Annotated in this window: 24 protein-coding genes; 5 read left to right on the top strand and 19 right to left on the bottom strand. The window is 50.7% G+C overall.

Annotated features, from left to right (window positions below; translation table 11 throughout):
- Positions 1-11 precede the first annotated feature (11 nt).
- Both KDD36_07520 and narI read left to right on the top strand, forming a co-directional pair.
- Positions 12-719 (top strand): hypothetical protein, encoded by a 708-nt coding sequence (locus tag KDD36_07520; protein MCB0396486.1) that lies wholly within the window; start codon positions 12-14, stop codon positions 717-719.
- A complete protein-coding gene (narI, locus tag KDD36_07515; GenBank protein MCB0396485.1) occupies positions 716-1,678 on the top strand; it encodes a respiratory nitrate reductase subunit gamma in 963 nt (320 codons plus the stop codon). The genes KDD36_07520 and narI overlap by 4 nt, the downstream gene beginning before the upstream one ends.
- Positions 1,679-2,278: 600 nt before the next feature.
- Here the strand turns inward: narI and KDD36_07510 are convergent.
- The 10 genes from KDD36_07510 to KDD36_07465 all read right to left on the bottom strand — a co-directional run bounded on the left by KDD36_07510 (position 2,279) and on the right by KDD36_07465 (position 12,713).
- Complete coding sequence (locus tag KDD36_07510) at positions 2,279-2,908, bottom strand: Crp/Fnr family transcriptional regulator (GenBank protein ID MCB0396484.1); 630 nt, start codon at positions 2,906-2,908, stop codon at positions 2,279-2,281.
- 157 nt (positions 2,909-3,065) lie between these two features.
- A complete protein-coding gene (locus KDD36_07505; protein ID MCB0396483.1) occupies positions 3,066-3,788 on the bottom strand; it encodes a Crp/Fnr family transcriptional regulator in 723 nt (240 codons plus the stop codon).
- Positions 3,789-3,838: 50 nt separating this feature from the next.
- Positions 3,839-4,300, bottom strand: coding sequence for an acyl-CoA thioesterase (locus KDD36_07500; protein MCB0396482.1), 462 nt, complete (start codon positions 4,298-4,300; stop codon positions 3,839-3,841).
- 44 nt (positions 4,301-4,344) lie between these two features.
- The gene (gene moaA / locus KDD36_07495) at positions 4,345-5,340 is read right to left on the bottom strand and encodes a GTP 3',8-cyclase MoaA (protein MCB0396481.1); all 996 of its coding nucleotides are present in this window, start codon (positions 5,338-5,340) and stop codon (positions 4,345-4,347) included.
- An 80-nt stretch (positions 5,341-5,420) separates the two neighbouring features.
- On the bottom strand, positions 5,421-6,134 hold the full coding sequence (locus tag KDD36_07490; GenBank protein ID MCB0396480.1) for a hemerythrin domain-containing protein: 714 nt from the start codon (positions 6,132-6,134) through the stop codon (positions 5,421-5,423).
- Between the two features lie 234 nt (positions 6,135-6,368).
- A complete protein-coding gene (locus KDD36_07485; GenBank protein MCB0396479.1) occupies positions 6,369-7,415 on the bottom strand; it encodes a c-type cytochrome in 1,047 nt (348 codons plus the stop codon).
- Between the two features lie 5 nt (positions 7,416-7,420).
- Positions 7,421-8,146 carry a hypothetical protein gene (locus tag KDD36_07480; protein ID MCB0396478.1) on the bottom strand — a complete coding sequence of 242 codons (726 nt, stop codon included), beginning with the start codon at positions 8,144-8,146 and terminating at the stop codon, positions 7,421-7,423.
- A gap of 21 nt (positions 8,147-8,167) precedes the next feature.
- Entirely contained in the window at positions 8,168-9,481 is a 1,314-nt protein-coding gene (locus KDD36_07475) for an alginate export family protein (protein MCB0396477.1), read from the bottom strand.
- A gap of 44 nt (positions 9,482-9,525) precedes the next feature.
- Positions 9,526-11,082 (bottom strand): NarK/NasA family nitrate transporter, encoded by a 1,557-nt coding sequence (locus KDD36_07470; protein ID MCB0396476.1) that lies wholly within the window; start codon positions 11,080-11,082, stop codon positions 9,526-9,528.
- A gap of 80 nt (positions 11,083-11,162) precedes the next feature.
- Positions 11,163-12,713: an MFS transporter gene (locus tag KDD36_07465; GenBank protein ID MCB0396475.1), complete on the bottom strand. Its 1,551-nt coding sequence runs from the start codon at positions 12,711-12,713 to the stop codon at positions 11,163-11,165.
- A 263-nt stretch (positions 12,714-12,976) separates the two neighbouring features.
- Here KDD36_07465 and ric point away from each other — a divergent pair, with 263 nt between their 5' ends.
- From ric to KDD36_07450, 3 genes are all read left to right on the top strand, one after another.
- A complete protein-coding gene (ric, locus tag KDD36_07460; GenBank protein MCB0396474.1) occupies positions 12,977-13,699 on the top strand; it encodes an iron-sulfur cluster repair di-iron protein in 723 nt (240 codons plus the stop codon).
- A 24-nt stretch (positions 13,700-13,723) separates the two neighbouring features.
- The gene (locus tag KDD36_07455) at positions 13,724-14,191 is read left to right on the top strand and encodes a hypothetical protein (protein ID MCB0396473.1); all 468 of its coding nucleotides are present in this window, start codon (positions 13,724-13,726) and stop codon (positions 14,189-14,191) included.
- Positions 14,192-14,318: 127 nt separating this feature from the next.
- Positions 14,319-16,184 (top strand): hypothetical protein, encoded by a 1,866-nt coding sequence (locus KDD36_07450; protein MCB0396472.1) that lies wholly within the window; start codon positions 14,319-14,321, stop codon positions 16,182-16,184.
- 24 nt (positions 16,185-16,208) lie between these two features.
- Here the strand turns inward: KDD36_07450 and KDD36_07445 are convergent, their stop codons facing one another.
- From KDD36_07445 to KDD36_07405, 9 genes are all read right to left on the bottom strand, one after another.
- Positions 16,209-16,607, bottom strand: coding sequence for a hypothetical protein (locus KDD36_07445; protein ID MCB0396471.1), 399 nt, complete (start codon positions 16,605-16,607; stop codon positions 16,209-16,211).
- A gap of 20 nt (positions 16,608-16,627) precedes the next feature.
- Positions 16,628-17,542: a bifunctional molybdenum cofactor biosynthesis protein MoaC/MoaB gene (gene moaCB / locus KDD36_07440; GenBank protein MCB0396470.1), complete on the bottom strand. Its 915-nt coding sequence runs from the start codon at positions 17,540-17,542 to the stop codon at positions 16,628-16,630.
- Between the two features lie 3 nt (positions 17,543-17,545).
- Positions 17,546-18,004, bottom strand: coding sequence for a molybdenum cofactor biosynthesis protein MoaE (locus KDD36_07435; protein ID MCB0396469.1), 459 nt, complete (start codon positions 18,002-18,004; stop codon positions 17,546-17,548).
- Positions 18,005-18,069: 65 nt separating this feature from the next.
- The gene (locus KDD36_07430; protein MCB0396468.1) at positions 18,070-18,309 is read right to left on the bottom strand and encodes a MoaD/ThiS family protein; all 240 of its coding nucleotides are present in this window, start codon (positions 18,307-18,309) and stop codon (positions 18,070-18,072) included.
- Complete coding sequence (locus KDD36_07425; protein ID MCB0396467.1) at positions 18,306-18,893, bottom strand: molybdenum cofactor guanylyltransferase; 588 nt, start codon at positions 18,891-18,893, stop codon at positions 18,306-18,308. Before KDD36_07425 ends, KDD36_07430 begins: the two co-directional genes overlap by 4 nt.
- Positions 18,890-19,633, bottom strand: a complete 744-nt coding sequence (locus tag KDD36_07420; protein MCB0396466.1) for a sulfite exporter TauE/SafE family protein — start codon at positions 19,631-19,633, stop codon at positions 18,890-18,892. The genes KDD36_07425 and KDD36_07420 overlap by 4 nt, the downstream gene beginning before the upstream one ends.
- A gap of 11 nt (positions 19,634-19,644) precedes the next feature.
- On the bottom strand, positions 19,645-19,986 hold the full coding sequence (locus tag KDD36_07415) for a LysR family transcriptional regulator (GenBank protein MCB0396465.1): 342 nt from the start codon (positions 19,984-19,986) through the stop codon (positions 19,645-19,647).
- Between the two features lie 451 nt (positions 19,987-20,437).
- Positions 20,438-21,826 carry a tyrosine phenol-lyase gene (locus tag KDD36_07410; protein ID MCB0396464.1) on the bottom strand — a complete coding sequence of 463 codons (1,389 nt, stop codon included), beginning with the start codon at positions 21,824-21,826 and terminating at the stop codon, positions 20,438-20,440.
- A gap of 124 nt (positions 21,827-21,950) precedes the next feature.
- Complete coding sequence (locus tag KDD36_07405) at positions 21,951-23,138, bottom strand: molybdopterin molybdotransferase MoeA (protein MCB0396463.1); 1,188 nt, start codon at positions 23,136-23,138, stop codon at positions 21,951-21,953.
- Positions 23,139-23,626: the final 488 nt, after the last annotated feature.

Here is a 23,626-nt window from a genome sequence, read left to right as displayed (position 1 = left end):
AGGAAAGAACGATGGCAACCCATACCTACATACAATACCAGCTCCTCTCGAACCTGTTCAGATACCCGTCGGAAGATCTGAGAACGCAGACACCGGAATGCCGGGACCTGCTGGAGATGCTTTACCCGGATACCCTAAAGACCTTCCGGAAGTTTGCCGACTGGGCCATGCATACCCCGCTGTATGAAATGGAAGAGGTGTTCACCAAAACATTTCATATCCAGGCCATCTGCTATCTGGACCTCGGCTTCGTCATCTTCGGGGAAGATTACAAACGGGGAGAGTTCCTGGTGAACATGAAAAGGGAACAGCAAAAAGCAGGCAATGAGTGCGGCAAGGAACTTCCCGACAACCTTGTGAACGTTCTGACCCTGATCCCCCGGATCGCCGATAAAGCCCTCCTGGATGAACTGGCCGTGATGGTGGTCATTCCTGCCCTGAAAAAAATGATGGAAGAGTTCGATGCATCCAGGATGGAACTGAGAACGAAGATGCTCCGGAAAAAACACAACGCCGTATTGCAGGAAGATCAGAAGAACGGCAACATTTACAGGTTCGCGATACAAACGCTTCTGGATGTATTCACCTCTGACTTCAGAAACATACCCTACCACGAACCCGAACACATACATGCCAGCGTGATGAACGGCGCGGGCAGCGCAACATGCGGCACCTGTTCGTTCACAAGTAAGAGACCCACTAAAACTGTACAACCATGACGTTACTTTCGGCTTCTATGTTCAACAAGATCATGCTGTATGTATTACTTGCCTTGATGTTGTTCATTCTCTACTATGCATTTTCAGCCATCATCAAGGCAAGGAAAATGCTCAGGGAATATTCACCTGCCGCCCAGCCTAAAATGGCCAACCATTCCGAAGTTTTCATTGCCATGCTGGCAGTGGCCGGAGGTATTGTTTACCTGTTGAAAACCGGGCTGACAAACAATGCGGGGATGCTGAGCTATATACTCTTCTCGGTATTCCCCTACCTGTCGCTGGTCATTTTCCTGATCGGATCCGTATACCGGTATCGCGCACGGGGTTACCAGGTCTCATCGCTGTCTTCCGAGTTCCTGGAAAGAAAAAGACTGTTCTGGGGAAGCCAGCCTTTCCACTGGGGGATATTGTTCCTGTTCTTCGGTCACCTCATTGCCTTCCTGTTTCCCAGGAGCGTGATGGCATGGAACGGTGAGCCGGTGAGACTGCTTATCCTGGAAGTCACCGCCTTTGCCTTTGGACTATCCGCACTGACAGGCCTTGTATTGCTTATCAGACGCCGCCTGAGCAGTGACCGGGTGCTGGTTGTAACGAACAAGATGGACATGCTGGTTTATGTGACACTGCTTACCCAGATCATATCCGGATTGGGCATTGCCTATTTCAGCCGGTGGGGATCATCCTGGTTCGCAGCCGTACTAACCCCGTACCTGAGATCGGTGTTCGCCTTTAATCCCGACATCGCCGCCGTAAGCGCCATGCCCTGGGTGGTCCAGATCCACATCTTCTCCGCCTTCTTTATGATCGCGATCATTCCTTTCACAAGGTTCGTGCACTTCCTGGTGGCGCCGGTCGATTATATCTGGCGCGGATACCAGCTCGTCATCTGGAACTGGAGCAGAAAATCGATCCGGAACTCAAAGGCGTATTATTTCGGACGGAAACCGGGAAACCACTGAAGAATCACAACAACAGGGTATATAGCAGGCCAACACTGCATGATTTCCCTTCTTGCTATGTCGTTGTTGTAACTACCGGTATGCCCCCTTCCTCCTTCTTCCCCGATGGGAGGAAGGGGTTGCCGGTCATGCCCGGGAAGATTCCCCGGCTTTTGATCCTGTGTTTTGCTGCTGAAGAAAGAACAGTGTTGCTGCTAAGCTAGAGGTCTTTTCCCGGAAAAGATAAACCGTACGACCACCCCGTAGGGGTGATATAATGGTAGCACTGAATGCCCTCACGAGATCGGGAAACCGCCCCCGCCCCGGCTATGTTTTGCAGAATGCATAGCGAAAATCATAATTAGCCGGGGCGGGGGCGGTTTCTTTCATTCCCTTGAACATGATATTCTACCGATGTATCACCCCTACGGGGTGTGCAATGAAAGCCTGGTATCGACATGACTATACCGATAGTTATCGGGGATCGGAATCGGGACCGTCGAATCGCCATGCCGTACACAAGATATGACGGTAAGATCATTCTGTAAATAGGCCAGCATGTTATGCATTAGAACTTCGTTATGAGGTCTCAATTGGTAACGCCTACAAATGAGAAGGGTTTTATATCCTTAACCGGTCCGCATTCAGTATCACCATCCAGTCTTTGCCGAAGTCAATCAGTCCCCTGGACCTCATCTCCCCGAGTCTTTTTTTCAGATAATCCTCCGAGGTGCCGATCATTCCTGCCAGCTCTGCAGGAGAATAGCATATCCTGGCGGAACTTGAAGAAGCGGAACGGCTGCCGTCATTCTCCATCTTCCAAAGAAACAGCAATGTGTCCGTCAACCTTCTGTCTGTATTCTGATGGAGCATGCTTTTGGTTCGGATCTCTATCCACCGGATACGTTTGCACAGGACCTGCATAAGTTCGTGCCTCAGTCCGGGTTGTTGCTGAAGCAAACCGGAAAACGCCGCCCTCGGAAAGAAAATGGCGCTGCATGATCGTTCGCCCGCTATGGCAGAGCATGAATATCTCTTTTCCCTTTGCAGGAATGAGGTCAGCCCGATCAGTTCCCGGCTTGCGGCGGTAAACAGGAATATACCTTCACCGTTCTCATTTTGCCTGACGATCCGGGCGTACTGATTCACGATATAATAGACCCCATCCACACTTCCGCCTTCCGTAAATATGGGATCTCCCGGTCGGTAGAGGGCAGTCTCCAGGTTATGCTTCAATGCATATTCTTCCAATAAAGAAAGGTTTCCCGTTAACAAGGTCAGTGCGCTTGAGATGAACAATTCATTTAAAAACCGGAGAGTCAAATTTAGCCTGGGAGGCTGCCAAAGGCTATGACCTGCATCATATGGGCCTATGATGCCGTACGATTGCGGGCTATGGTAAAATCTGTCAATCGATGAGATTGGCCATCCGGATCAGTTGGGGAAGATTGACGAGTTCGATGCGCTTGCCATGGATCCCGAGGATCCCCTTCTTGTTCAGGTCGGAAAGTGTACGGATGGTGGTCTCGGTGGTGACGCCGGCCAGATCGCCGATCTCCCTGCGGGTGAGAACCACGTCCAGGGTTCTCTCATCCTCCCTGAACCCGAACTTTTCCTTGAGGATGAGGAGCGCTTCAGCGATCCTTTCCACGACCGGCTTTTGGGTGATGTTGATGAGCTTTTTCTCCGACTCCTTCAGGTCGTGTGCCAGCATCCGGATGGTCCTGAATGAAAAATCGCTGTTGCTTCCCAGCGCTTCCAGGAACCTACTCTTGGGGATGTAACAAATGATGCTGTCTTCAATGGCGGTGGCCGTCGCATTATAAGGCTCATCTCCCAGCAGCGACCTGTATCCCAGTACATCTCCCTCTTTGGCAAATCGCACGATCTGCTCCTTCGCATCCTCTCCCATCTTATGGACCTTCACCTTTCCCCGGTACACACAAAACAAACCGTGCCCCCTGTTCCCCTCGTAAAAGATCACCTGTCCCTTCCGGTAAAAGTTCTCCCCTTTATCTTCCGAAAACCGGTCGAGTTCCTGTTCCGAGAGCGCACAAAAAAGCAGATGGTCCTTCCGGCCTTTGCACTCCCTGCAGGAAGGAACTTCAATATACTCCCTGGATCGCATCATATAAAAATAACGTTTTATCCCCTTTCCACGGGTATGATCCACCCGTTATGTCAGGGATGAGTCCCATTGTTCTTTCTTCTCTTTCCAGCCTCCTCATATAACAACTTTTCCTTTTCGCCAACGGGGATGATCCCGGGAACGGGAGTGGTCTTTCCGCCGGCATCCACCGCCACATAGGTAAAGATGGCTTCATTAGTTCTGACACGCCTGGGCCTGGCTCTGTTCTCCGCCCACACTTCCACTTTTATTTCCATGGAAGTACGGAATGTCCTGGTCATTCTTGCTTTGATGGTCACGATATCACCTACCCGGATCGCCTTTCGGAAGGTGACCTGTGCGATGGAAGCTGTTACCGCTTCCATCCCTGAATGCCTCTGAGCGGTGATCTCTCCGGCGATATCCATCCAATCGATCAGTTTCCCTCCCCTCAAATTGCCCAATGTATTCGCATCATCAGGCAAAACGAATTCACACATGACTGTAAGGGATTCTTTGACTTTTTTCGGCTCCATGATCCGTCTGGTTATTTGGCTGCTCATGATTATTGTCACTCACTTCATCCTCCGATCGCCACCATGCTTCTGTTCTTATCGATCCGCCGGGGATCGACCGTGCCTGTGAATACATCCATCCCTCCCCTTTGAGCATACTTGGAGACGATGGAGCGGACGATCGGCGGGACAATATCCTCTCCGTTCCGGAGGGGGGTAAGAAGGTCTGTTTCGGAAGAAGAGAAAAGGCAATTTTTCATCTTCCCGTCGGCGGTGATCCTGATGCGGTTGCAAGTATTGCAAAACGGGTGGGTCACGGAACTGATGACCCCGAAGCTGCCCGCATACCCCCGCACTCCGAAGCACTTTGCCGTTTCATTGGGCTTTTCCATCAACCTGGAAACGGAGGTTTCCCCGTAATGGGTCCTGATGGCGGTGACCATTTCCTCATACCCCACCCCCTTTGCCCAGTTCCATTGATTGCCCTGGAAAGGCATGAATTCAATGAAGCGGATGTGTACGGGACGGTCTCTGGTCAACTCTACGAAATCCACCAGTTCATCATCGTTCACGCCCTTCATCACCACCACATTGATCTTAAGATGGAAGTTTTCGTTCAGCAGCATGCGGATATTCGTCATGATCCTGTCAAAGTAGTTCCTTCTGCTGATCATGGCCTGCCGCTGTTCCTTCAGCGAATCCAGGCTCACATTAACCGCCCGGACGCCGGCATCCCTCAAAGCATCGATATGCTGATCGATAAGAATACCGTTGGTGGTCACCGCCAGTTCAACAGGCAGTGTTCCAAGCGCCCTGATGATCTCCCCTGCACCTCTCCTGACGAGGGGTTCTCCTCCTGTCAGCCTGATCTTCTTCACACCCAGCCGCACGAAGGTCTCAGCTATCCGGAACACCTCTTCGTCCCGCATGAAATGCGCCTTGTCCCTCAGGGGGATACCCTCCTCCGGCATGCAGTAAAAACAGCGGAGGTTGCAGCGCTCGGTCAGGGACATCCTCAGGTAATCGTGCCTTCTGCCGAACGAATCGACCAGCAGGTCCATCGGGGCATCCTCCGGGGGAGGGATCGGGTGATGTGATGCATTGTTTAACATCCGGTGACTGCTTCTCCCGTACGGGAAGATTACTTCTCCTGTACGGGCTGTAACTTTTCAAACTCCTCCCGGGTGATCAGCTGATGCGCCAGCGGGAACAGGATATGGTCTTCCCTGTAAATATGGAGTCGCAACATCTCGATCAGTTCACGGCCGTTATTGTATGCCGTATCGTATACGAACATACGGGACCGTTCATCCTGCAACCGGGCTGCCAGGCCCAGCATATTAAAGGCCAGGGATCCGAGCTGAATGAATTTGACATGGTCGTCTTCCATCATATCCACGGCGGTACGCGGGTTCAGGCCTTCACCGTGCTCTTCGGATGCCAGCAACCGTTCATGAAGCAGGGGAAACAATTGTTTTTCCTCACGCTGGTTGTGATCGAGGATATGGTGATCGAAATAATTAAAAAACTCACCGAAGACTTTATTGATCTCCGCATCCATCCGGTAGTGGTTTTCCTTGAAGGCGGCCAGCGCTTTCTCGAACTGGTCCAGTTTCCCGGTCACCGTTCTATGTTCGTCCATGTAGTGCTGAAGCAGTCTGTGCATCTGGTCATACCCGATCCCATCCACCACGGAGCCATCGTAGGCATCGGGCGGATCCATGGGTGAATGCTCTTCCAGGTCCAGGCCCTTCTCAGCATTCCGCATGATGGGATCCGAACTGTTCAATGCCTTGCTGGCTTCCTTGTCTGCCTGGTTGATGCGTTTTCCTGTTGTTCTGTCGATGACGCGCATAGTTCCGTTATTTATTATGGTAAATAACGGCCGATATCTTCTTTTTAAAAATGATATTTGTCATATTATAACTATTAACGCGTTGCCCCTTAAAATACCTGACACGAAAGCATGCCGGTATTTCGGCTCGTACTTCGCCTACTGATGTATAACCCCAGTTAATACATATAGATCAGCGCGAAAAGCGCTTTCTAATGCATAGGCTGGGATAACGCTATACACAATACAGGGAGCTCAGAACGGAGAACCCAACCGGGGGTCGGAAATAAAGGAAGTATCCGTAAAGGTTTTGAGGAAAGCCACAAGGTCGGCCTTTTCCTGGGTGGTAAGGTTAAGGTGCAACCATTTTCCCTGCTTCGTCATGATCGGATCGAGGGTAATCGAATATTTGACCCCGCTGCTATAATGCTCCACCACTTCCTCAAGCGTGGCGAATCTTCCGTCGTGCATATAGGGTGCCGTCAGTTCGATGTTGCGGAGGGTGGGCGTTTTGAATTTCCCCATGTCCGCCGGGTCTCCGGTGACATTGTACCTCCCCATGGAAGCGCCGGAAAATACGGAATCAAGACCGATATTGTGGAAGCTGTTGTCGGAGGTGAGAGGAAAAGAATGACAATGAAAGCAATCGCCCCGTTCGGTAAAGAACAGGTTCAGGCCGCGCATCTCCGCATCGGACAGGTTGACCTCATGCCTGTACCAGCGATCCATCTTGCTGTTGCCGGAGACCAATGTCCGGACAAATTGCGCCAGGGCAAACGCCGTTCTTTCATACGTGATCTCCCCGGCGCCGAAGGCCTTTCTGAACAGGGACGGATAAAGCGGATCGTTTTTCAACACCTCCAGCTCGGTATTGAAAAACACCTCCACTTCAAAACGCATGACATCTTCCAGTGTACCTTCCACCTTTCCCTCCCACAGGAACGTCTTGTTCCATCCGAGATTGACATGGGGAAGCACCGCGGTGCCTCCCGCATTGATGGTAAACGAAGAAGACTGGTGATGGCATGAAGAACAGGAAGCGCCTTCGTTGGGGCCGTTGAACGACAACTTTTCATCATAGTACAACCGGCGTCCGAGTTCCACACCTTCTTTTGTAAGGGGGTTTTCAGCTGTATCCGTCATGAAAGGAAAATGCGAAGGATACGCCGGGTGGTAGGGAGTGGGCGAATATACTTCTCCGGGCGGCTCCTTCTCTTCCGGCTTACGACAGGACACCGCAGTCATCATCAGAGCCCCTGCCATCGCCAGGGCGAAAAACCATGAATATTGTATAGCTTTCATCCTTTTCATCGAAGTGTAAAGGCATGGCTGCCGTTCTGAGCGACCTCAAGCATCCTGGGCTTGTTTCCCATGGTGTAGTTCACAAGATCGAGATCGAATATATGCGGATGGCCGAACCATTGATTGATGTTCATGGCCAGTGTCATCCGCTGGTTCTTGTATTTCACGGTGAAAGGATGTTCGATGGATACGGTGATAAGACATGACGCCATGCCGACGTGAAGGGCATAGCCCGACATATGATTCAGGCTATCCATAAAATGCCCTTCCAGCTTGAGGAAGTGATAGCCGCCGCCCATCTGGTCGGGCCATGCCATATTCACATTCTCCATCGTTGGCGGCAGGTAGCCCGTTTTATTGGCATCGCTGTTCAGTCCCACCAGAAAGGTGATGCCGGTATAGTTCTTTGCGGGAATGTTCTCTATGCTCCATGCATTGGTCGGACCACTGAATGCACTGATGTATTGGATCCGTTTATCCGTATGGTTCTCCCCATCCTCCGCAATGAAGGTGACATCTGAGATGTAGTATTCCAGCCTGGATACGCTGTACAGGTTGCCTGCGGCATTGGTATAGATCATGGTATCGGGGATCAGCGCCGCCCCGTCGACCTCGTAATTCACGGCCAGGTTAACCGATCCCATGTCCGGCATGACGGGATGCTTGTGGCAGGCTGAAAGCATACCCGCCATTATACCAGCCCACATCATCTGCTTCCATTGACTGCTCATTTTCTTCCTTTCATGCTTTGTTTATTGGTCCTTGCTTTTATAAAACACAGGCTTGACAGTGATCATCAGGTAAGCCCAGTTATTGATCTCATCCTTACTACCTCCCTTGAGAGCCTCCATGGACTCCGTCGCAAACATTTGAGAATAGCCTGCCTGCAGGGATACCTCATCGGAAAGTTTGTATATAAAGGTGGCATCGAACTCGGTTCCCAGGGCGGATGACATGACCCGGTACTGGCCGGTGGAGGCCCATTCCTCCACATCCAGTATATCCGCCGCCGAAGAGAACAGGTGAACATCCAGTCCTGCCGATAGCTTCTTGTATTTATAAAGCATCCTGAAATAGCTATCCTGGAGCCCGACGCCGTTGGTATGATTTCCTACATAGAAGTAATCCATGAACCCGTTGAACTTATGATTTGTTCCGTAAAGCGGATTGAAGGAGTTGTTTTCCGTGTTGGCCTTGTCCACCTGGCTGGTTCCGGAAAGCCGTTCATAGCCTGCCCCGAGAGAGAATCCGCCGGAGATCCTGTAGTTGGCTTCCGCACTGGCCTGGTAGGCACCCAGGTCTTTACCGGTGCCATCCTTTCCGGTTTGGTAATAAGCGCTGCCGGACAATTTTAACTTCTCTGTTTTATAAGAAAGGTAAGTGCCTGCGGTCTGGCTGTACTGAACACTGTAACTGGTCACACCTGCGGTATCCGTGACCGAATATTGCAGGCCGTTATTCAGGAACAGGATGCTTGCCCCGAAAGCTTCGCTGAAGTTCTTATGCCACCACAGGTATTGCAGTGTTTTGTAGCTGTTCGGAACCGTGTACACGTGGGTGGTCAGTTGTGCCGCATCCTGGTTGAATGCCAGGCCGAGGTCCAGCGCGCCTGTGCTGTCCTTATATTGCAATCTCACCAGGTCATGGCTTCTGGCCTGCTGGGCCCACCCCACATTGCCGAATATACGGTGGTCGTCGTACGCCACTTCCTGCCGGCCTGCTTTTAAGGAGAAGTTCTCACAGAGCCGGATGGCGGCCCAGGCTTCGTGGATGGAACTGAGTGCATCGGACCTGTTAAGCTGGGATGTGCTTCCCCAAATCCTGATATCCTGCAACACGATGCCTACGTCATACAGATCCGATGTGTAGTCAAACCTGAGACGGGAGCGCTGCTCCGTCCAGAACGCCGGATCCTGTGTCTCCTTTGCCAGGGTCTTAAATCCATGCAGGTATTCCGTCCGCGGGCGGATCTCACCCGACAGGACAAACTGGGCGGACAGATCCAGGGCGCCGCATATGCATGCGGTCAGAAGGATCAACGGTTTGGTTGTATTCCATTTTTTCATATCAGCATCATTTCTTGATATCATTTTACAGGTGCCGGGCCGTATCAGCATCGGATGCCTGAATCACCCCGGTCATAGTACCACCAGTTAAGTATGAGACAGATGACATAGTAGATCGTAAAACCATACAGCGCATATTCCGGATGCCCGGCCTTGATCTGTTGCCCGAACACAATGGGTATGATAAAAGCGCCGTAGGCGGCCACGGCGGATGTCCACCCGAGCACCGGTCCTGCTTTCTCCTTACTGAATATGTAGGGGATGCTTCTGAACGTAGAGCCATTCCCGATGCCGGTGGCGAGGAACAGCAGCAGAAAACATCCGAAGAAAGGCCACCAGTATTCCAGGGGATTATCGGCCGCTCTGGCCTGGATCACAAAATAAGCGACGGCCAATGCGCCGATGATCTGAAGGATGGTGCTCCACATGGTCACTTTAGATCCGCTGTTGATCCTGTCGGAAATAATGCCGCCCACTGGTCTTACCAGAGCGCCGATCGCCGGTCCCAGAAAAACCCACAACCGGTAGTTGGCTTCAGGGAAAATATCCTGGCATAACTTTGGAAACGCAGCGGAATACCCGATGAATGAACCGAAAGTCATCGTATAGATGACCGTCATGATCCAATTGTGCTTATCTCTTAATATGGAAAACTGCTTTTTCAGGTTTTCCTGGATGGCAGAAGGCGTTGCATACTTCATCAGCAATACCGTCAGGATGATCACCACAGGAAGTACGATCCACATATTCACTCCCAGTCCGATCAGCAAATAAGCCCCGGCGGCGGCGGCGATGACCCCGTGAACCACCATGATCAGGGTTTTGCCGACCCCCTGGGCGGTAGTAGGCAGGTCGGGCGTTCCGGTGACCAGGTTATTCATTCCTGAATATGCAGCGATCACCGACAGCACGAGCAGGGGCACCCAAACCCAGCCCGCGTTCTGTACACCTGCGAAATGCACTCCGTTCACCACCTGGGTACCGGCGGCCGAAAATATGACCACGGACACCACCATGGGGATCAGCTTTTGCATAACCGCCACACCGAGGTTTCCGATGCCGGCATTCATACCCAGTCCGTATCCCTGTATTCTTTTCGGAAAGAAGTAGCTAATGTTGTTCATGGAAGATGCGAAATTGCCGCCTCCGAATCCCGACAGCAGGGCCATGGCAGCGAAATAGCCATAGGAGGTGTCGGTATCCCGCAGGCCGATCGCCGTTCCCACGGTCGGGATGATGAGCAGTGCCGTGGTAACGAATATGACATTCCGGCCACCGCCCAGGGCAATGAGAAAAGAGTTGGGCAGGCGTAAGGTCGCTCCCGCCAAACCGGCGATGGCCGGAAGTGTATAATACATGCTGTTGATATCCGCCAGGACTTTTTCGTACTCCGGACTGCCTTTTTCCAGGCCTTGCAGCAGACCGAAACCGAAGCCGAAGTCCTTCATATAGGTGACGAGCATGCCCCACATGATCCACACGGCAAATGCCAGCAGCAGCGCTGGTATGGATATCCAGAGATTTTTTGTGGCGATCTTTTTTCCGGTGGTTTCCCAGAAGCTATTGTCCTCTACTTCCCAACGATCGATATTCACTGACATAGGTATGTGATGTGAGGTTCAACAAATTTAAACAGGCCCGGTTGCGTATATTATGATGCAGCTCATATTCCGGGCGTTTCTTAATACTCGTCCTTGAATGCCTCTTCAGGTTCTTTCAGAAAAATGAGGCAATACAGGAAACTCACGGCCGCTCCTGCTGCAATGAGATAAAAGAAGGTCTTATCGTCCACCAGGGAATAGATCACGAGATATACCACGGCGCCAACATTTCCATAAGCCCCTGCCATCCCGGCGATCTGTCCGGTCATGCCTCTCTTGATCATGGGGATAATGGCAAAGGTGGCCCCCTCCGCTCCCTGGACGAACATCGAACATGCAATGGTGATGAGCACCGATACGACCAACCACCCAATTCCGTCAAACATAGGGACGATGGTCTGAGTCCCGTTCTCATTGACGGGCCCGTACTTGCCGATCAGTGCCATCAGGAAAAAGCCGATGGTAATGCCCACCATGTATACCAGCATGGTTCTCTTGCGGTTCTTCATCGCATCCGAGAGATACCCTCCCAAAGGACGGGCGATCAGATTGATGACGGCAAAGGATGCCGCTACCATGCCGGCCATGGTGGCCGTCATGACAGGACTTCCATCGGCATAGGCCAGTCCCCTGAATACCGTCTCGAAAAACATGGGAAGCATGGAAACCACCGCCAGTTCAGCGCCGAAGTTGGCAAAGTAGGTACTGTTCAATGCGGCCACACTGCTCCATGAATACTTCTTGTTCTCCGGAATCCCCGCCTTCAAGTCAGGAAGATTGGTTTGCAGGATCTTTACGACATGTGCGATATAGATCAATGCCAGAACGCCGTAGATGATGTAGAGTATGGTATCCGACAGGATGGGCTGACCGTTTACATGGATCCCTCCGATCCTCCATGCGAGAAGCCCCATAGCGCCGACAAGCGGGAAGGACCAGACGATGTACTGGATCAGGTCGCCGTAAGAGGTCACCTTCATCGGTTCAGTCTTTGAGGCAAACTTTATTTCCTTATCCGGCGGTTTGTCGCTCACAAGAAAGAGATACATGACTCCATATACCAGGGAGATCAAACCGTTTACGGCCAGGGCATATCTCCATGAATCCTCTCCCAGGCCAAACCACTTCTGACAAACGGTAAGGGCAAACCAGGGAAGTGTCATGGCCGCCCAGGCCGAACCGAAATTGCCCCAACCTGCATAAAAACCTTCCGCCCGTCCGATCAGGTCCTTGGGGAACCATATGGCCATCATCTTGATCCCGATCACAAATCCGGCGCCGATGGAGCCAAGCACCAGTCGGGATATCATTAATTGCATAAAACTATTCCCGAATGCAAAGAAGAAGACCGGAACGGACATCAGTATCATCAGCCATGAGAATACTTTCCGGGGACCGTATTTATCCACCAGCGCACCAATGGCGATCCGTGCAGGGATGGTGAGTGCGACATTGCAAATGGCCAGGATCTTGATGTGTTCCTTTGTAAGCCAATCCAATGATGCCATCATGGTGGTAGCAAGAGGCGCCATATTGAACCACACATAGAAAGTAACGAAAAATGCGAACCAGGTATAGTGGAGTGTCTTTATCCTCTCCAGCTTAAAATCGAATAATCTTAACTTCTCCATGGCAGCGTACAGTTTTGCATTCATTATTATTAAAAACAAAGGCACAGCATGTTCATCTGACTAAAAATGAGTCAGATCATATTTTTAAATGAAGAATATCATGAAGACCGGCAGAAGTTGAAATATGAAAATGGGATAATATGAAAATGGGGCGATGTCGCCAGCGTATTGCCTTATCAGCTTGTTATCAGAAGAAACCTTTTTATGATTATTATCATTTTACCATCCTTGAAGACGTTATACTTTTGAAAAAAACAAAAACCATGAAAGCACAAGAACAGATCGGGAATATCGTAGCCACTGATTACAGGAGCGCATCTATCTTCCGTAAATATGGGATAGACTTTTGCTGCGGAGGCGGAAAAACGGTTGAAGCGGCATGTCAGGCCAAAGGCATTGATATGCAACGGGTACTATCAGACCTGGAAGCGCTGGAGAACAAGGACAATCTGGCGAATGGCAATTACAACGAATGGGAACTGGCACGGCTGATCGATCATATTGTCAATGAACACCACGCATATGTACGTACCGCCACTTCGGACCTCCTTCAGTACCTGCATAAAGTGGCCAAAGTGCATGGGGACCACAACCCGGAGCTGATCAAGATACTCAGCAAATTCCAGCAGGTCGCCGAGGAGTTGGAAAACCACATGCATAAAGAAGAGTTTGTTTTGTTTCCCTATATCAAATCGCTGGAATACAGCTGTACCGCATCGGAACCGTTTTCCCCTCCTCCTTTCGGAACCATCAGGAACCCTATCACCATGATGGAAAATGAGCATGAGATGGCAGGACAATTGATGGAAGAAATAAAATCGCTGAGCCAGGATTACACCCCGCCCGGGCATGCCTGCAATACCTACAGGGTATCGTTCAACCTGCTGGCCGAGTTTGAAGAGGACCTGCACAAGCACGTGCACCTGGAAAACAACATTCTGTTTCCAAAAGCGGTGAAACTGGAAGATGAGTTCCTGCAATCCTGAAATGAGCACTACAATTTTGCACACATGAAAAAGGAATTGGATTCCAACACTTTAGAAAGTAGTGAACTGGTGGAGCAGATATTTGAGTTCTGGTTCAAAGGGAAGGATCACATCCGTTCCCCCTTTCCGGAATATATCAGACCAGAACTGAAAAGGTTATCCGTGCAGCGATTCTTCACATGGGCCTCTATGCTTAAAGAGGAAGTGAAGAAAGAAATCAACGACACGATGATCGGGGAGAAATTCGAGGAGATTATTTTTGAGACCGCACTGGACCTGGTGCAAACCGAAGATGAAAAGCTCACGATCCATTATCCTTTTATGCCCAGGACCGGCGACAGTCTTGACAACAAGGAAATACCCGGTGAAGAGGCCAGCATTGTCAGGGATCGCTCCATTGTGAAAGAAGGAGACAGTATTTTCCTCAAAGTGATGTTGGAGTATCCCCCGGACAAGAAAACCTGGGAAACAAGGTTCGAACTGCCTGCATGAACCAGGATCCTTGATCTGGTTAAGAAACTGTACTCACGGTCAGAGCCATAACCGCATGTGACCTGGATCATATTTTACCGTCCGCACATGGCCTACTTTCGCCCACCTTTAACAAGCCCCGGTGTGTGTGAAGGATATCCTCCGTGGTAAAAATGATATGAATCCGATGAAACATCCGCACGAGCACACTTTTCATATTCCTGTGATGGGACTGGGCTATACCATTGACACACCGGTAAAGGTAGCACGTTTTGGTATCTCCTCCGTGGTTTCCATTATTCAGGACGAACTGGTGGAACAAATGAGAGAGTTTCACTGTGGAGCGTCCGGAGAGGAATACGTGCCGATACGTGCCGACGACCCGGATCACCGGGCCAAACGGATCACTGCATATCTCAATCTGTTACAACGCATTGTAGACAAGCAGGTACACAGGATCCGATCCGAACCCTTCGGGAAAGGAAAGGAGATCACAAAGTACTTCGTTCTTCTTCCGGATCATTCTCCCTTGAAAAAGCTGTACCTTGACATGGCAGAGTCCACCGGGAAAGCAAAGGAATTTCTTCAGCAGAAATTAAGAGACACCATCAAAGCCGGATCCATCGACGTAAATATTATGGCCTCGGCGGATAATCCGAATTATTCAAAGACAGGTGAACCTCTTCCGGAACCATACAATGATGCGATGGCCGCATTACGCGGATTCGCCGAAAGCAACCTGTCTTCCTCCTGTATATTTTCAGCCGGGTTTAATCCCAGGTTATACTCATACGCAGAAACCTTCCCGGATTTTTTTCCGGACAGGAACGGTCATCTCAAAAAAAAGATCATCCTGAAAGTAAGCGACTACAGATCCGCACTCATCCAGGGAAAATTCCTGGCCGGCAAAGGCTTATTTGTTTCGGAATTCAGGGTAGAGTCCGGTTTGAACTGCGGTGGACATGCCTTTCCCACCAATGGAAAACTGCTGGGTCCGGTGCTGGAGGAATTCAGGGTCAACCGGCACCACCTGAACACCATGTTACTGGATCTCTGCAATAAGGCATTACAGGCAAAGCATCATCATCTGCTTTCGCCTGATGTCACTGCCAGCCTATCCGTTCAGGGTGGAATAGGGACTGCAAACGAAGATGCATTTCTGCGAAACCACTATGATATAGATACGACGGGATGGGGCAGTCCCTTTTTGCTTGTACCTGAAGCCACCAATGTGGATGAAGATACCCTGCAAAGTCTCGCAAGGGCTAAAAAGGAGGATTATTACCTGAGTCATGCATCACCTCTGGGAATCCCATTTAATAATTTCAGAAAGAGTACTTCGGAAAAGCAAAGGAAGACACGGATCGGTAAGAACAGGCCGGGCAGCCCATGCTATCTAAGGCATCTCCGTTTTAATACAGAATTCACCGAAAGTCCGGTCTGTCTCTCATCCAGGGAATACCAGCATCTGAAATTACAGGAGCTGGCAAAAATGGAACTCACAAAGAAAGAATTCAGGGAAGCTTTTGACCTCATCACCGAAAAAGATTGTCTTTGCCATGGACTTTCCGCATCGGTCCTGATCAGGAATAAATTGCCTTTACCTCATAAGCTTAACGCTGTAGCCATTTGCCCGGGACCGAACCTGGCGTATTTTTCCTCCATCTTTTCCCTGAAAAAAATGGTTGATCACATTTACGGCCGTACCAACATTCTCAATTCCCTGCCACGCGCACATATGTTCGTCAACGAATTAAAAATGTACGTGGAATATTTTAAAAACGAACTGCTGAAAAAGTATCATTCCGCCTCCCTGCAACAGAAGGGGTATTTCGTAACCTTCAGATCCAATCTGCTGAACGGGATCGAGTATTACAAGCAGCTTGCTCTGCAAATGCCCAATGATCCATCGGAGTCGAAAAACAAAATAAAAGAGGAAATGGAGATGATCAGGGAATCCCTTCTGGCATTTTGTATGGGACCACTCTTTAAGAATGTATTTGAAAAGATATAACCTCCGCCGGACAGCAAAGAGGCATTATTTCTGAACCGGAAATTGCCTGATCAATGCGTCATCCTTGTACAGCAGATGTTCTTTCATATTCCGCTTCGCATCCCACCGTATGAATTCACCGTTCAGCCTGTCATCCTCATAATTGCCCTGCGTAAGCTTGTTCCCGTTCCTATCCCACGTGCTCCAGGTCCCTGTTCTCCCGCCATTCCGGAAAGTTCCTTCCATTTTCTTTTTCCCGTTCTCATAGTACCATATCCACTTTCCTTCATTCTTCCCGTTGAGGACCGCCCCGGATCGCTTGAGCTGTCCGTTGTCATACCTCACATTGGCATCGGGGGCGCCGGTAAAATGCCAGACGGCCCACGCAATGATGATGGCGCCCGTGATGATCTTATGATAACTGTTGTAGCTGAATCCAAACATCCCCGGCAGATTGGAGGCACTTACACATCGTGCCCTGCGCCCCTCATGATCCCGAAGACATGAAGCACCGAAGGGAACAGCACATCCATGGTCTCCTGCGCTCCCCGGGTGGAGCCGGGCAGTGCAAGAACCAGTGTCCCGCCAATGGTTCCGGCTATTCCGCGCGATAACATGGAATAGGGAGTACGCGACTGTCCGTAGCTCCGGGCAGCCTCCATGATACCGGGTATCTCCCGGTCCAGCAGCGGAGCGATCGCTTCCGGGGTCACATCCCTGGCCGACAGACCGGTTCCCCCGGTGAAGATCAAGAGGTCCGTGTGCCGGTCATGATATGCCCTCACCTTATCCTGAATGCTGCCGGTCTCATCGGGTATGATATCATAGGAGGCGACACGGATGCCGCAATCTTCCAGCTTTTGTATGATGGCCTTCCCCGCCCTGTCTTCCTTTGCTCCCGCCGATATACTGTCGGAACATACGATCACCGCAGCCGTGAGATCTTTCCTGAACCTTCCGGCGAAATCGGACTTTCCGCCTTTCTTTTCCACCAGTCGGATCGATTTTATCTCCACACCTTTGTCTACCGGTTTCAGCATATCATACATGGTCAGCGCCACCACCGAAGCACCGTGCATGGCTTCTACTTCCACACCGGTTTTGTAAATGCTTTTCACTTCCGTGCGGATATGGATCTCCAGGCCATTGATCTCATACGACACCGCGGCTTTTTCAATCGGAAGGGGATGGCAGTCGGGGATCAGGTCGGGTGTTTTTTTTATACCCAGCAATCCCGCCGCCCTGGCCATCTCAAACACGTCGCCCTTCGGAATGCCCCCGCTCCGGATAAGGTCTATGGTCTCCTTCCGGCTTACCTGCACAATGGCCTGTGCGATGGCTGTTCTCAGGGTTGTGATCTTGTTGGTAATGTCTATCATTTCCTATTTGTTGATTTTCCATTGATGACTGTGATCCCCGAATATTTCCTTTCCGAAGACGGGCACTGTTGTTTTGATCTGTTCCACGATATAGTTGATCGCCTCAAAAGCAGTCTTTCTGTGAGACGATGAAACGAATACGAACAGGCAGATCCCGCCTGCCTTCACGACACCGAGGCTATGGTAGATGTGCATGCATACGAGATCATATCTCCGGAACGCTTCCTCCCGGATCCTTTCAAGTTCTGTCTCCGCCATCTTCTCATAGCAGGTATATTCGATGGCCTCCACTTCCTTCCTGTCTACCAGATCTTTTCTTACCTGTCCCAGGAAGATCTGGTGTGCCCCAATGGTTGTTTTGAACTGATGCTTTGCGATGGCATGTGCTATGAACTCCGGGGAGATCGCTCCTTCCATGAACACCTGTTTCTTCTTCATTTCCGGTTTTGTCTTTGTTTGCATGTCTGGTCGGCATTGATGTTATCTGACGCTGTTGATCCTGGTACTACGCATGTAGCAAACTCAGGTCATCCACCCGCATAGGGCGGGAGTACGGCCACCTCATCGCCGTCTGTCAATATTCCCCGGTCATCACCCAGCACCTGGTTGACGGCGAACTTGTAATATATTCCTTTCAGTTCCTTGTACTTCTCTTCCAGCAACCACTGCAGTTGCATGACCATGATACCGCTGTTAACGGTCAGGATCTCCTTGTTTTTTTGCGTGACCTCCGCCACCTGTGCAAAGTATATGAGAGTGATATTCATGGCTTCAGAAATTTACCCAGCTCCAGCGGCGTATTGAAATTGGCCAGCATCTTATCGTCAAAAGAAGAAAAGTCCCGGGGCATATCGATCTCGTTCGTACGCACACACCGGATTGCCTCTCTCACCTTCAGCTTTCCCGTGTCCAGTCTTTCCCGGAAAACAGGCAGGCACGACTTTTTGTAAACGGCGGTCAGCGGATAGAGAACGTCGCCCGACCGCGGGACCACCGCATCGCAGCCACCGGTGCGGTCCAGAAGGAAAGACCAGAATTCCGGCGTCACGAAAGGACTGTCGCAACATACGAATATATTCAGCGGACTGTCTGAAACGGCCAGCCCTGTACAAATGCCCGCAAGCGGTCCGCTGTCAGGAACAACATCGGCATATACAGGATATCCCAGTTCCCGGTAACGGTCATTGCCCGCTATGATGGCGACGGTGGAACATACAGGCAGCAAGGAGCGGGTGGCATATTCGATCATGCTGGTCCCATGAAGCGGGATGAGTGCCTTGTCGCGCCCCATCCGGCTGCTTTTTCCGCCGGCCAGCACAAATCCTGTTATATCGTACCTGTAGTTGATCATACGAGAAACAGTTTCACGGAAGCGATCAGCAGAACAAAGGCCAGCACCTGGTGTAGCACGGGAACGCCCATCTTCCCGCTTCCCATATAACCGCCCAGCCATCCTCCTGTCAGGGCAACCCCTACCAGGAGGAATGCTTCGGACCCTATGGACACGCCGCTCATCATCAGGCCTCCTATCCCCGCTGCCGAATTCACCCAAATGAAAGGTGCGGATACGGCTGCGGCTGTTTTCACATCTCCCCATCCCATGAGCAGGATCAGCGGACTGAGTATGATCCCCCCGCCAATGCCGATCATCCCCGAGAAGAAGCCGATGCATGCACCGGTGATCAGTCCCTGCCAGAGCGTGGGCAACGCAATGACCGCCCTGCCCTTTCCGAACACGCCGAACAACCGAACGATGGCAAAGATGAGCGCGATCCCCAGAAGGTGTTTGTACAGCGAGGCATTCACATCCATATACCCTCCCAGGAAAGCTGCAGGAATGGAGGTGATGACAAAGGGATAGAATAATGAATGTTTAAAGTGTTTTCTTTTATAAAACTCAAAAAAAGAGATCCCGGCCACAAACAGATTCAGCAGCAGGGCCGTCGGCTTCATCACCTCTGCCGGAAAGCTGAACAGTGCCATCAGCGCCAGGTAACCGCTTGCGCCGCCGTGTCCTACCGATGAATACAGGAAGGCCACGGCGGGAAGCAGCATTAGGAAGAACCATATCTGATCAATGTTTTCCAGCATACGCTTGTGCATTAGTTCATGGTCCGGCCCATAAATTCCTTCAACTCTGTCTTCAGAAACTTCTCACATCTTTGATGGAGGTGTTCAAAAAGCTGTATCATTTTTTTCCCGTGATCCGTCAGCACCGACCCTCCCCCGCCCTTCCCTCCGGAGGTACGTATCACCAAAGGGACTTCGGACATGTCGTTCATGGACTCCACCAACTTCCACGCTTTGAGATAGGACATATTCATGGATCTGGCGGCCCCGGAAATGGAACCGTGCTTCTCAATAGCTTTCAGCAAAGCCACCCTCCCTTTCCCGAGAAAAGTGTAATGGCCGGCAGTAAGCCATAACCGGTTCTTTACACTCACGAATCGAGGATCTGATCTCACCGCTATATTTCCTTATATATAACGATCAAATATAACCCCGCACGGCTGCTCCGAATATGATACAAATCATAAATAAAACAGGAATATGTCAGGAACCACATCTGTCCGGAACAAGGAGGCATACACCGGGGAGCGCACTGTTGCGAAAGTGTATTCCACTTAGTAACGAAGCAAGGGAGTTCTATTTGAACGTATGCAGATAGAGGACGTTTTCTTGAACCACATATATAGATCATAATAGCACATGGTTCCATCAAGTAATTCTATGTAAAAACCCTATGTGGTTCAAAAGACTTTTGTTTTAAAAGTTGTTAAGGGAGAGAAACCACATTATCAGATTATTTTGAACACCAGTGATCAGGAACGCAGGTCCTGGCGGGCAGATACAAAAAAGCCCGGGGATCACCCGGGCCGGATCGACCTGATGTGATTACTTCAGTTTCTCGAAACGGGCCTGGAAGAATCTCAGGTATTTTGGCTCATAAATCATTTTCAAACCTTTTATCCTCTCTCTTTTTTCATATACCCTGCTGATGGATTCCGCGATCACATCCATATGTGCCTGTGTATATACCCGCCTGGGGATGGTCAGCCGTACTAATTCGAGTTCGGGATAATTGTGGTCATTGGTTTTCATATCTCTGCCCGCCGAAACGATCCCCCTTTCCATGGTGCGGACGCCGGAATCGAGGAATATCTCCGCAGCCAGCGCCTGGGCCGGAAAATCACTTTGCGGGATATGCGGCAGGAATTTCCGGGCATCCAGGAAGATCCCATGGGTCCCCAACGGCTTTACCAGGGGGATGCCTGCTTCGTCCAGTTTATTCCCGAGATAGTGCACCTGTCCGACCCTGGCCTTCATATGCTGATCGTCGAGGGATTCCCTGATCCCGATGGCCATTGCTTCCATGTCCCTTCCTGCCAATCCGCCGTAGGTATGCAATCCTTCATAAATCACCACGAGATTGCGGGCCTCTTCGAATACATCCGGATCATTAACGGCCAGAAAACCTCCGATGTTCACCATGGCATCTTTCTTGGCGCTCATGGTGGCGCCGTCCGTCAGGGAGCATATCTCCCTGACGATCTTCTGCACGGACTTATGCCTGTACCCCGGTTCGAGCTGCTGGATCATATATGCATTCTCAGCCACGCGTGTCATATCATGGATGATCTTTATCCCGTGTTCCTGTGTCAGCGCTCTCAGCTCTTTGAGGTTGGCGAGGGAAACCGGCTGTCCGCCGGCCATATTCACGGTAGTGGCCACTGAAATGTACGGAATGCGTTCCGGGCCGTGCTTTTTGATCAGCTTCTCCACCTTCCTCAGATCAACGTTTCCCTTGAACGGGAATTCACTGGAGGGATCATGCGCTTCATCGATAATGACATCCACGAAACACCCTCCGGCCAATTCCTGGTGAAGACGGGTGGTGGTAAAGTACATATTGCCGGGGATGTAATCCCCTTTCCTGATCATTATCCTGGAAATGAGGTGTTCCGCGCCTCGCCCCTGGTGAGTGGGTATGACATACTTATATCCGTAGTATTTCCGGATGGCATCCTCCAGGTTATAAAAATTCCTGCTTCCGGCGTAAGCTTCATCTCCAAGCATCATGCCCGCCCACTGCCTGTCGCTCATGGCCGACGTTCCGCTATCTGTCAGCAGATCGATATAGATATCTTCCGACCTGAGCAGGAAGGTATTATGACCAGCCGCTTTAATGGCCTTTTGCCTGTCGCTTCTGCCGGAAACGAAAACCGGTTCCACCACTTTTATTTTATAGGGTTCAGCCCACGATCTTTTCTCAGAAATTGCCATATATCAAAAATTATATAAAATAAGAAGATGGCTCAAAGATATCGGCAGAGTATCCCGCATAATATGATGCAGATCATATGATGCTTTTAAGGAAAAGGCAACAAGACCCGGAAAGGTTCCCGGGTCAGGATGGCAGCATATGCACTTCCACTTCCTCTCCCCGGCCGACCCCGGATTTGTTCGCCGGTATGTAGATGAGTGCATCGGCATTAGCAAAACCAAGCAGCATATCGGAACCCTGTTTATCGAGCACCTCTACCTGCCCACCGTTTACTTTTGCTTTCAGAAAGCAGGCCCTTTCTTCCTTTTTGATGAATGGCGCGGCCATTGGAAGCCACCGTATCTCCAGTGAGACGGGGCTTATGCCGGACATTTTCCGGAGGGCAGGCAATACATATTGATAATAACACAGCAAGGCAGCTGACGGATTACCGGGAAGTGCAAAAAGCAAACGCCCCTGTCTTTTGCCGAAAAAGGCAGGTTTTCCGGGCTTCTGGTTGATCTTATAGAAGACCGTTTCCACATGCAGCTCTTCCATGGCCCTTTTCACAAAATCATAATCACCCACGGAAATACCGCCCGACATGATCACTATGTCGTGGTGGCCGGCCATGGTTCCGATGGCCTGGACGGTACGTTCAAAATCATCACCGATGATCATCTTACCGGCAACCGAAAATCCGGTTGATTCCAGGGCGGCCGCCAGTGTGGCGGAATTGGATTCATATATCTGCCCCGGTCTCAGCGGATGGCCTGGCTGCACCAGTTCGCTCCCCGTAACCACCAACCCGACCCGGGGTCTGGGATACACATTTACTTCCCTCAGGCCCAGTCCCGCCAGAAAGCCTATGCATGCCGGCGTCAGAACCGTTCCGCTGCCCAGGGCCATTTCGCCGCATTGTATTTGATCCCCGGTATGCCTGATGTTGCTGCCGGGTTTTACTTCCCCGGGCACCAGCACTTCTCCGTCCCGGATGGTGACATCCTCCTGGCGGACGACACTGCTGATATCTTCCGGAACCATGGCGCCGGTGAATATCCGCACGGCTTCTCCTTCCTTCAGGGTGATGTTCGTTTCATCGCCGGCTCTGATCTCACCCACCAGTTTGTAAGCGCCGTGTAACCCGTCTTTCCCGCTACCGCATAGGGCATAACCGTCCATGGCTGACTGGGGAAAAGGAGGCAGAGAAACGGGAGCGACGATATCCTGTGACAATACATATCCCAACGCGTTATTCAATCCAACCGCACACGGCTGAAGCAAACCGGTATGCTGTTCCACCAATTGCTTTGCTTCTTCTACTGAGATCATTCACCGGGTTGTTTTCCGGAGCATACCAGTGATATGATCAACTGTATGGCTCCGTAATGAACATATCGCCAAACTTAATGCTTTTAAATCATTGTTATTGATTTATGGTTTAAGATTTAAAGTTTAAGGTTTGCGTGCTGTCCCCGTCACTTCATCACCTAGTCACTTCTCAAGAATTCATCTATTTTCACGGCATGGGACTGGTACTGATCACACTGGCAGCCATTCAACGAATGATGGGCATCATGATCTTACTATTGGGAATCGGGTTGATCACAGGATGGATATGATGCACTGCTTTTGATTCATGTGCAAATCACTTACCTTGGTCTCTCTTTCCAAATGACCTTAATCTTTTTCAAATGAAAGCAACCCTTTTCATCGCCGCCACGTGTTGTGTTATGCTGGCTGCATGCGCCGGAGACTCACAGGATGGTGAACCGACCCAAGCCGATACAACCGCCTCCAATCATGCCAAAGCCGTAGAG

The sequence above is a fragment of the Flavobacteriales bacterium genome, from assembly GCA_020435415.1.
GTDB lineage: Bacteria > Bacteroidota > Bacteroidia > JACJYZ01 > JACJYZ01 > JACJYZ01.
The sequence above is the reverse complement of the archived record's forward strand: the minus strand, read 5'-3'. Positions and strand labels throughout refer to the sequence as shown.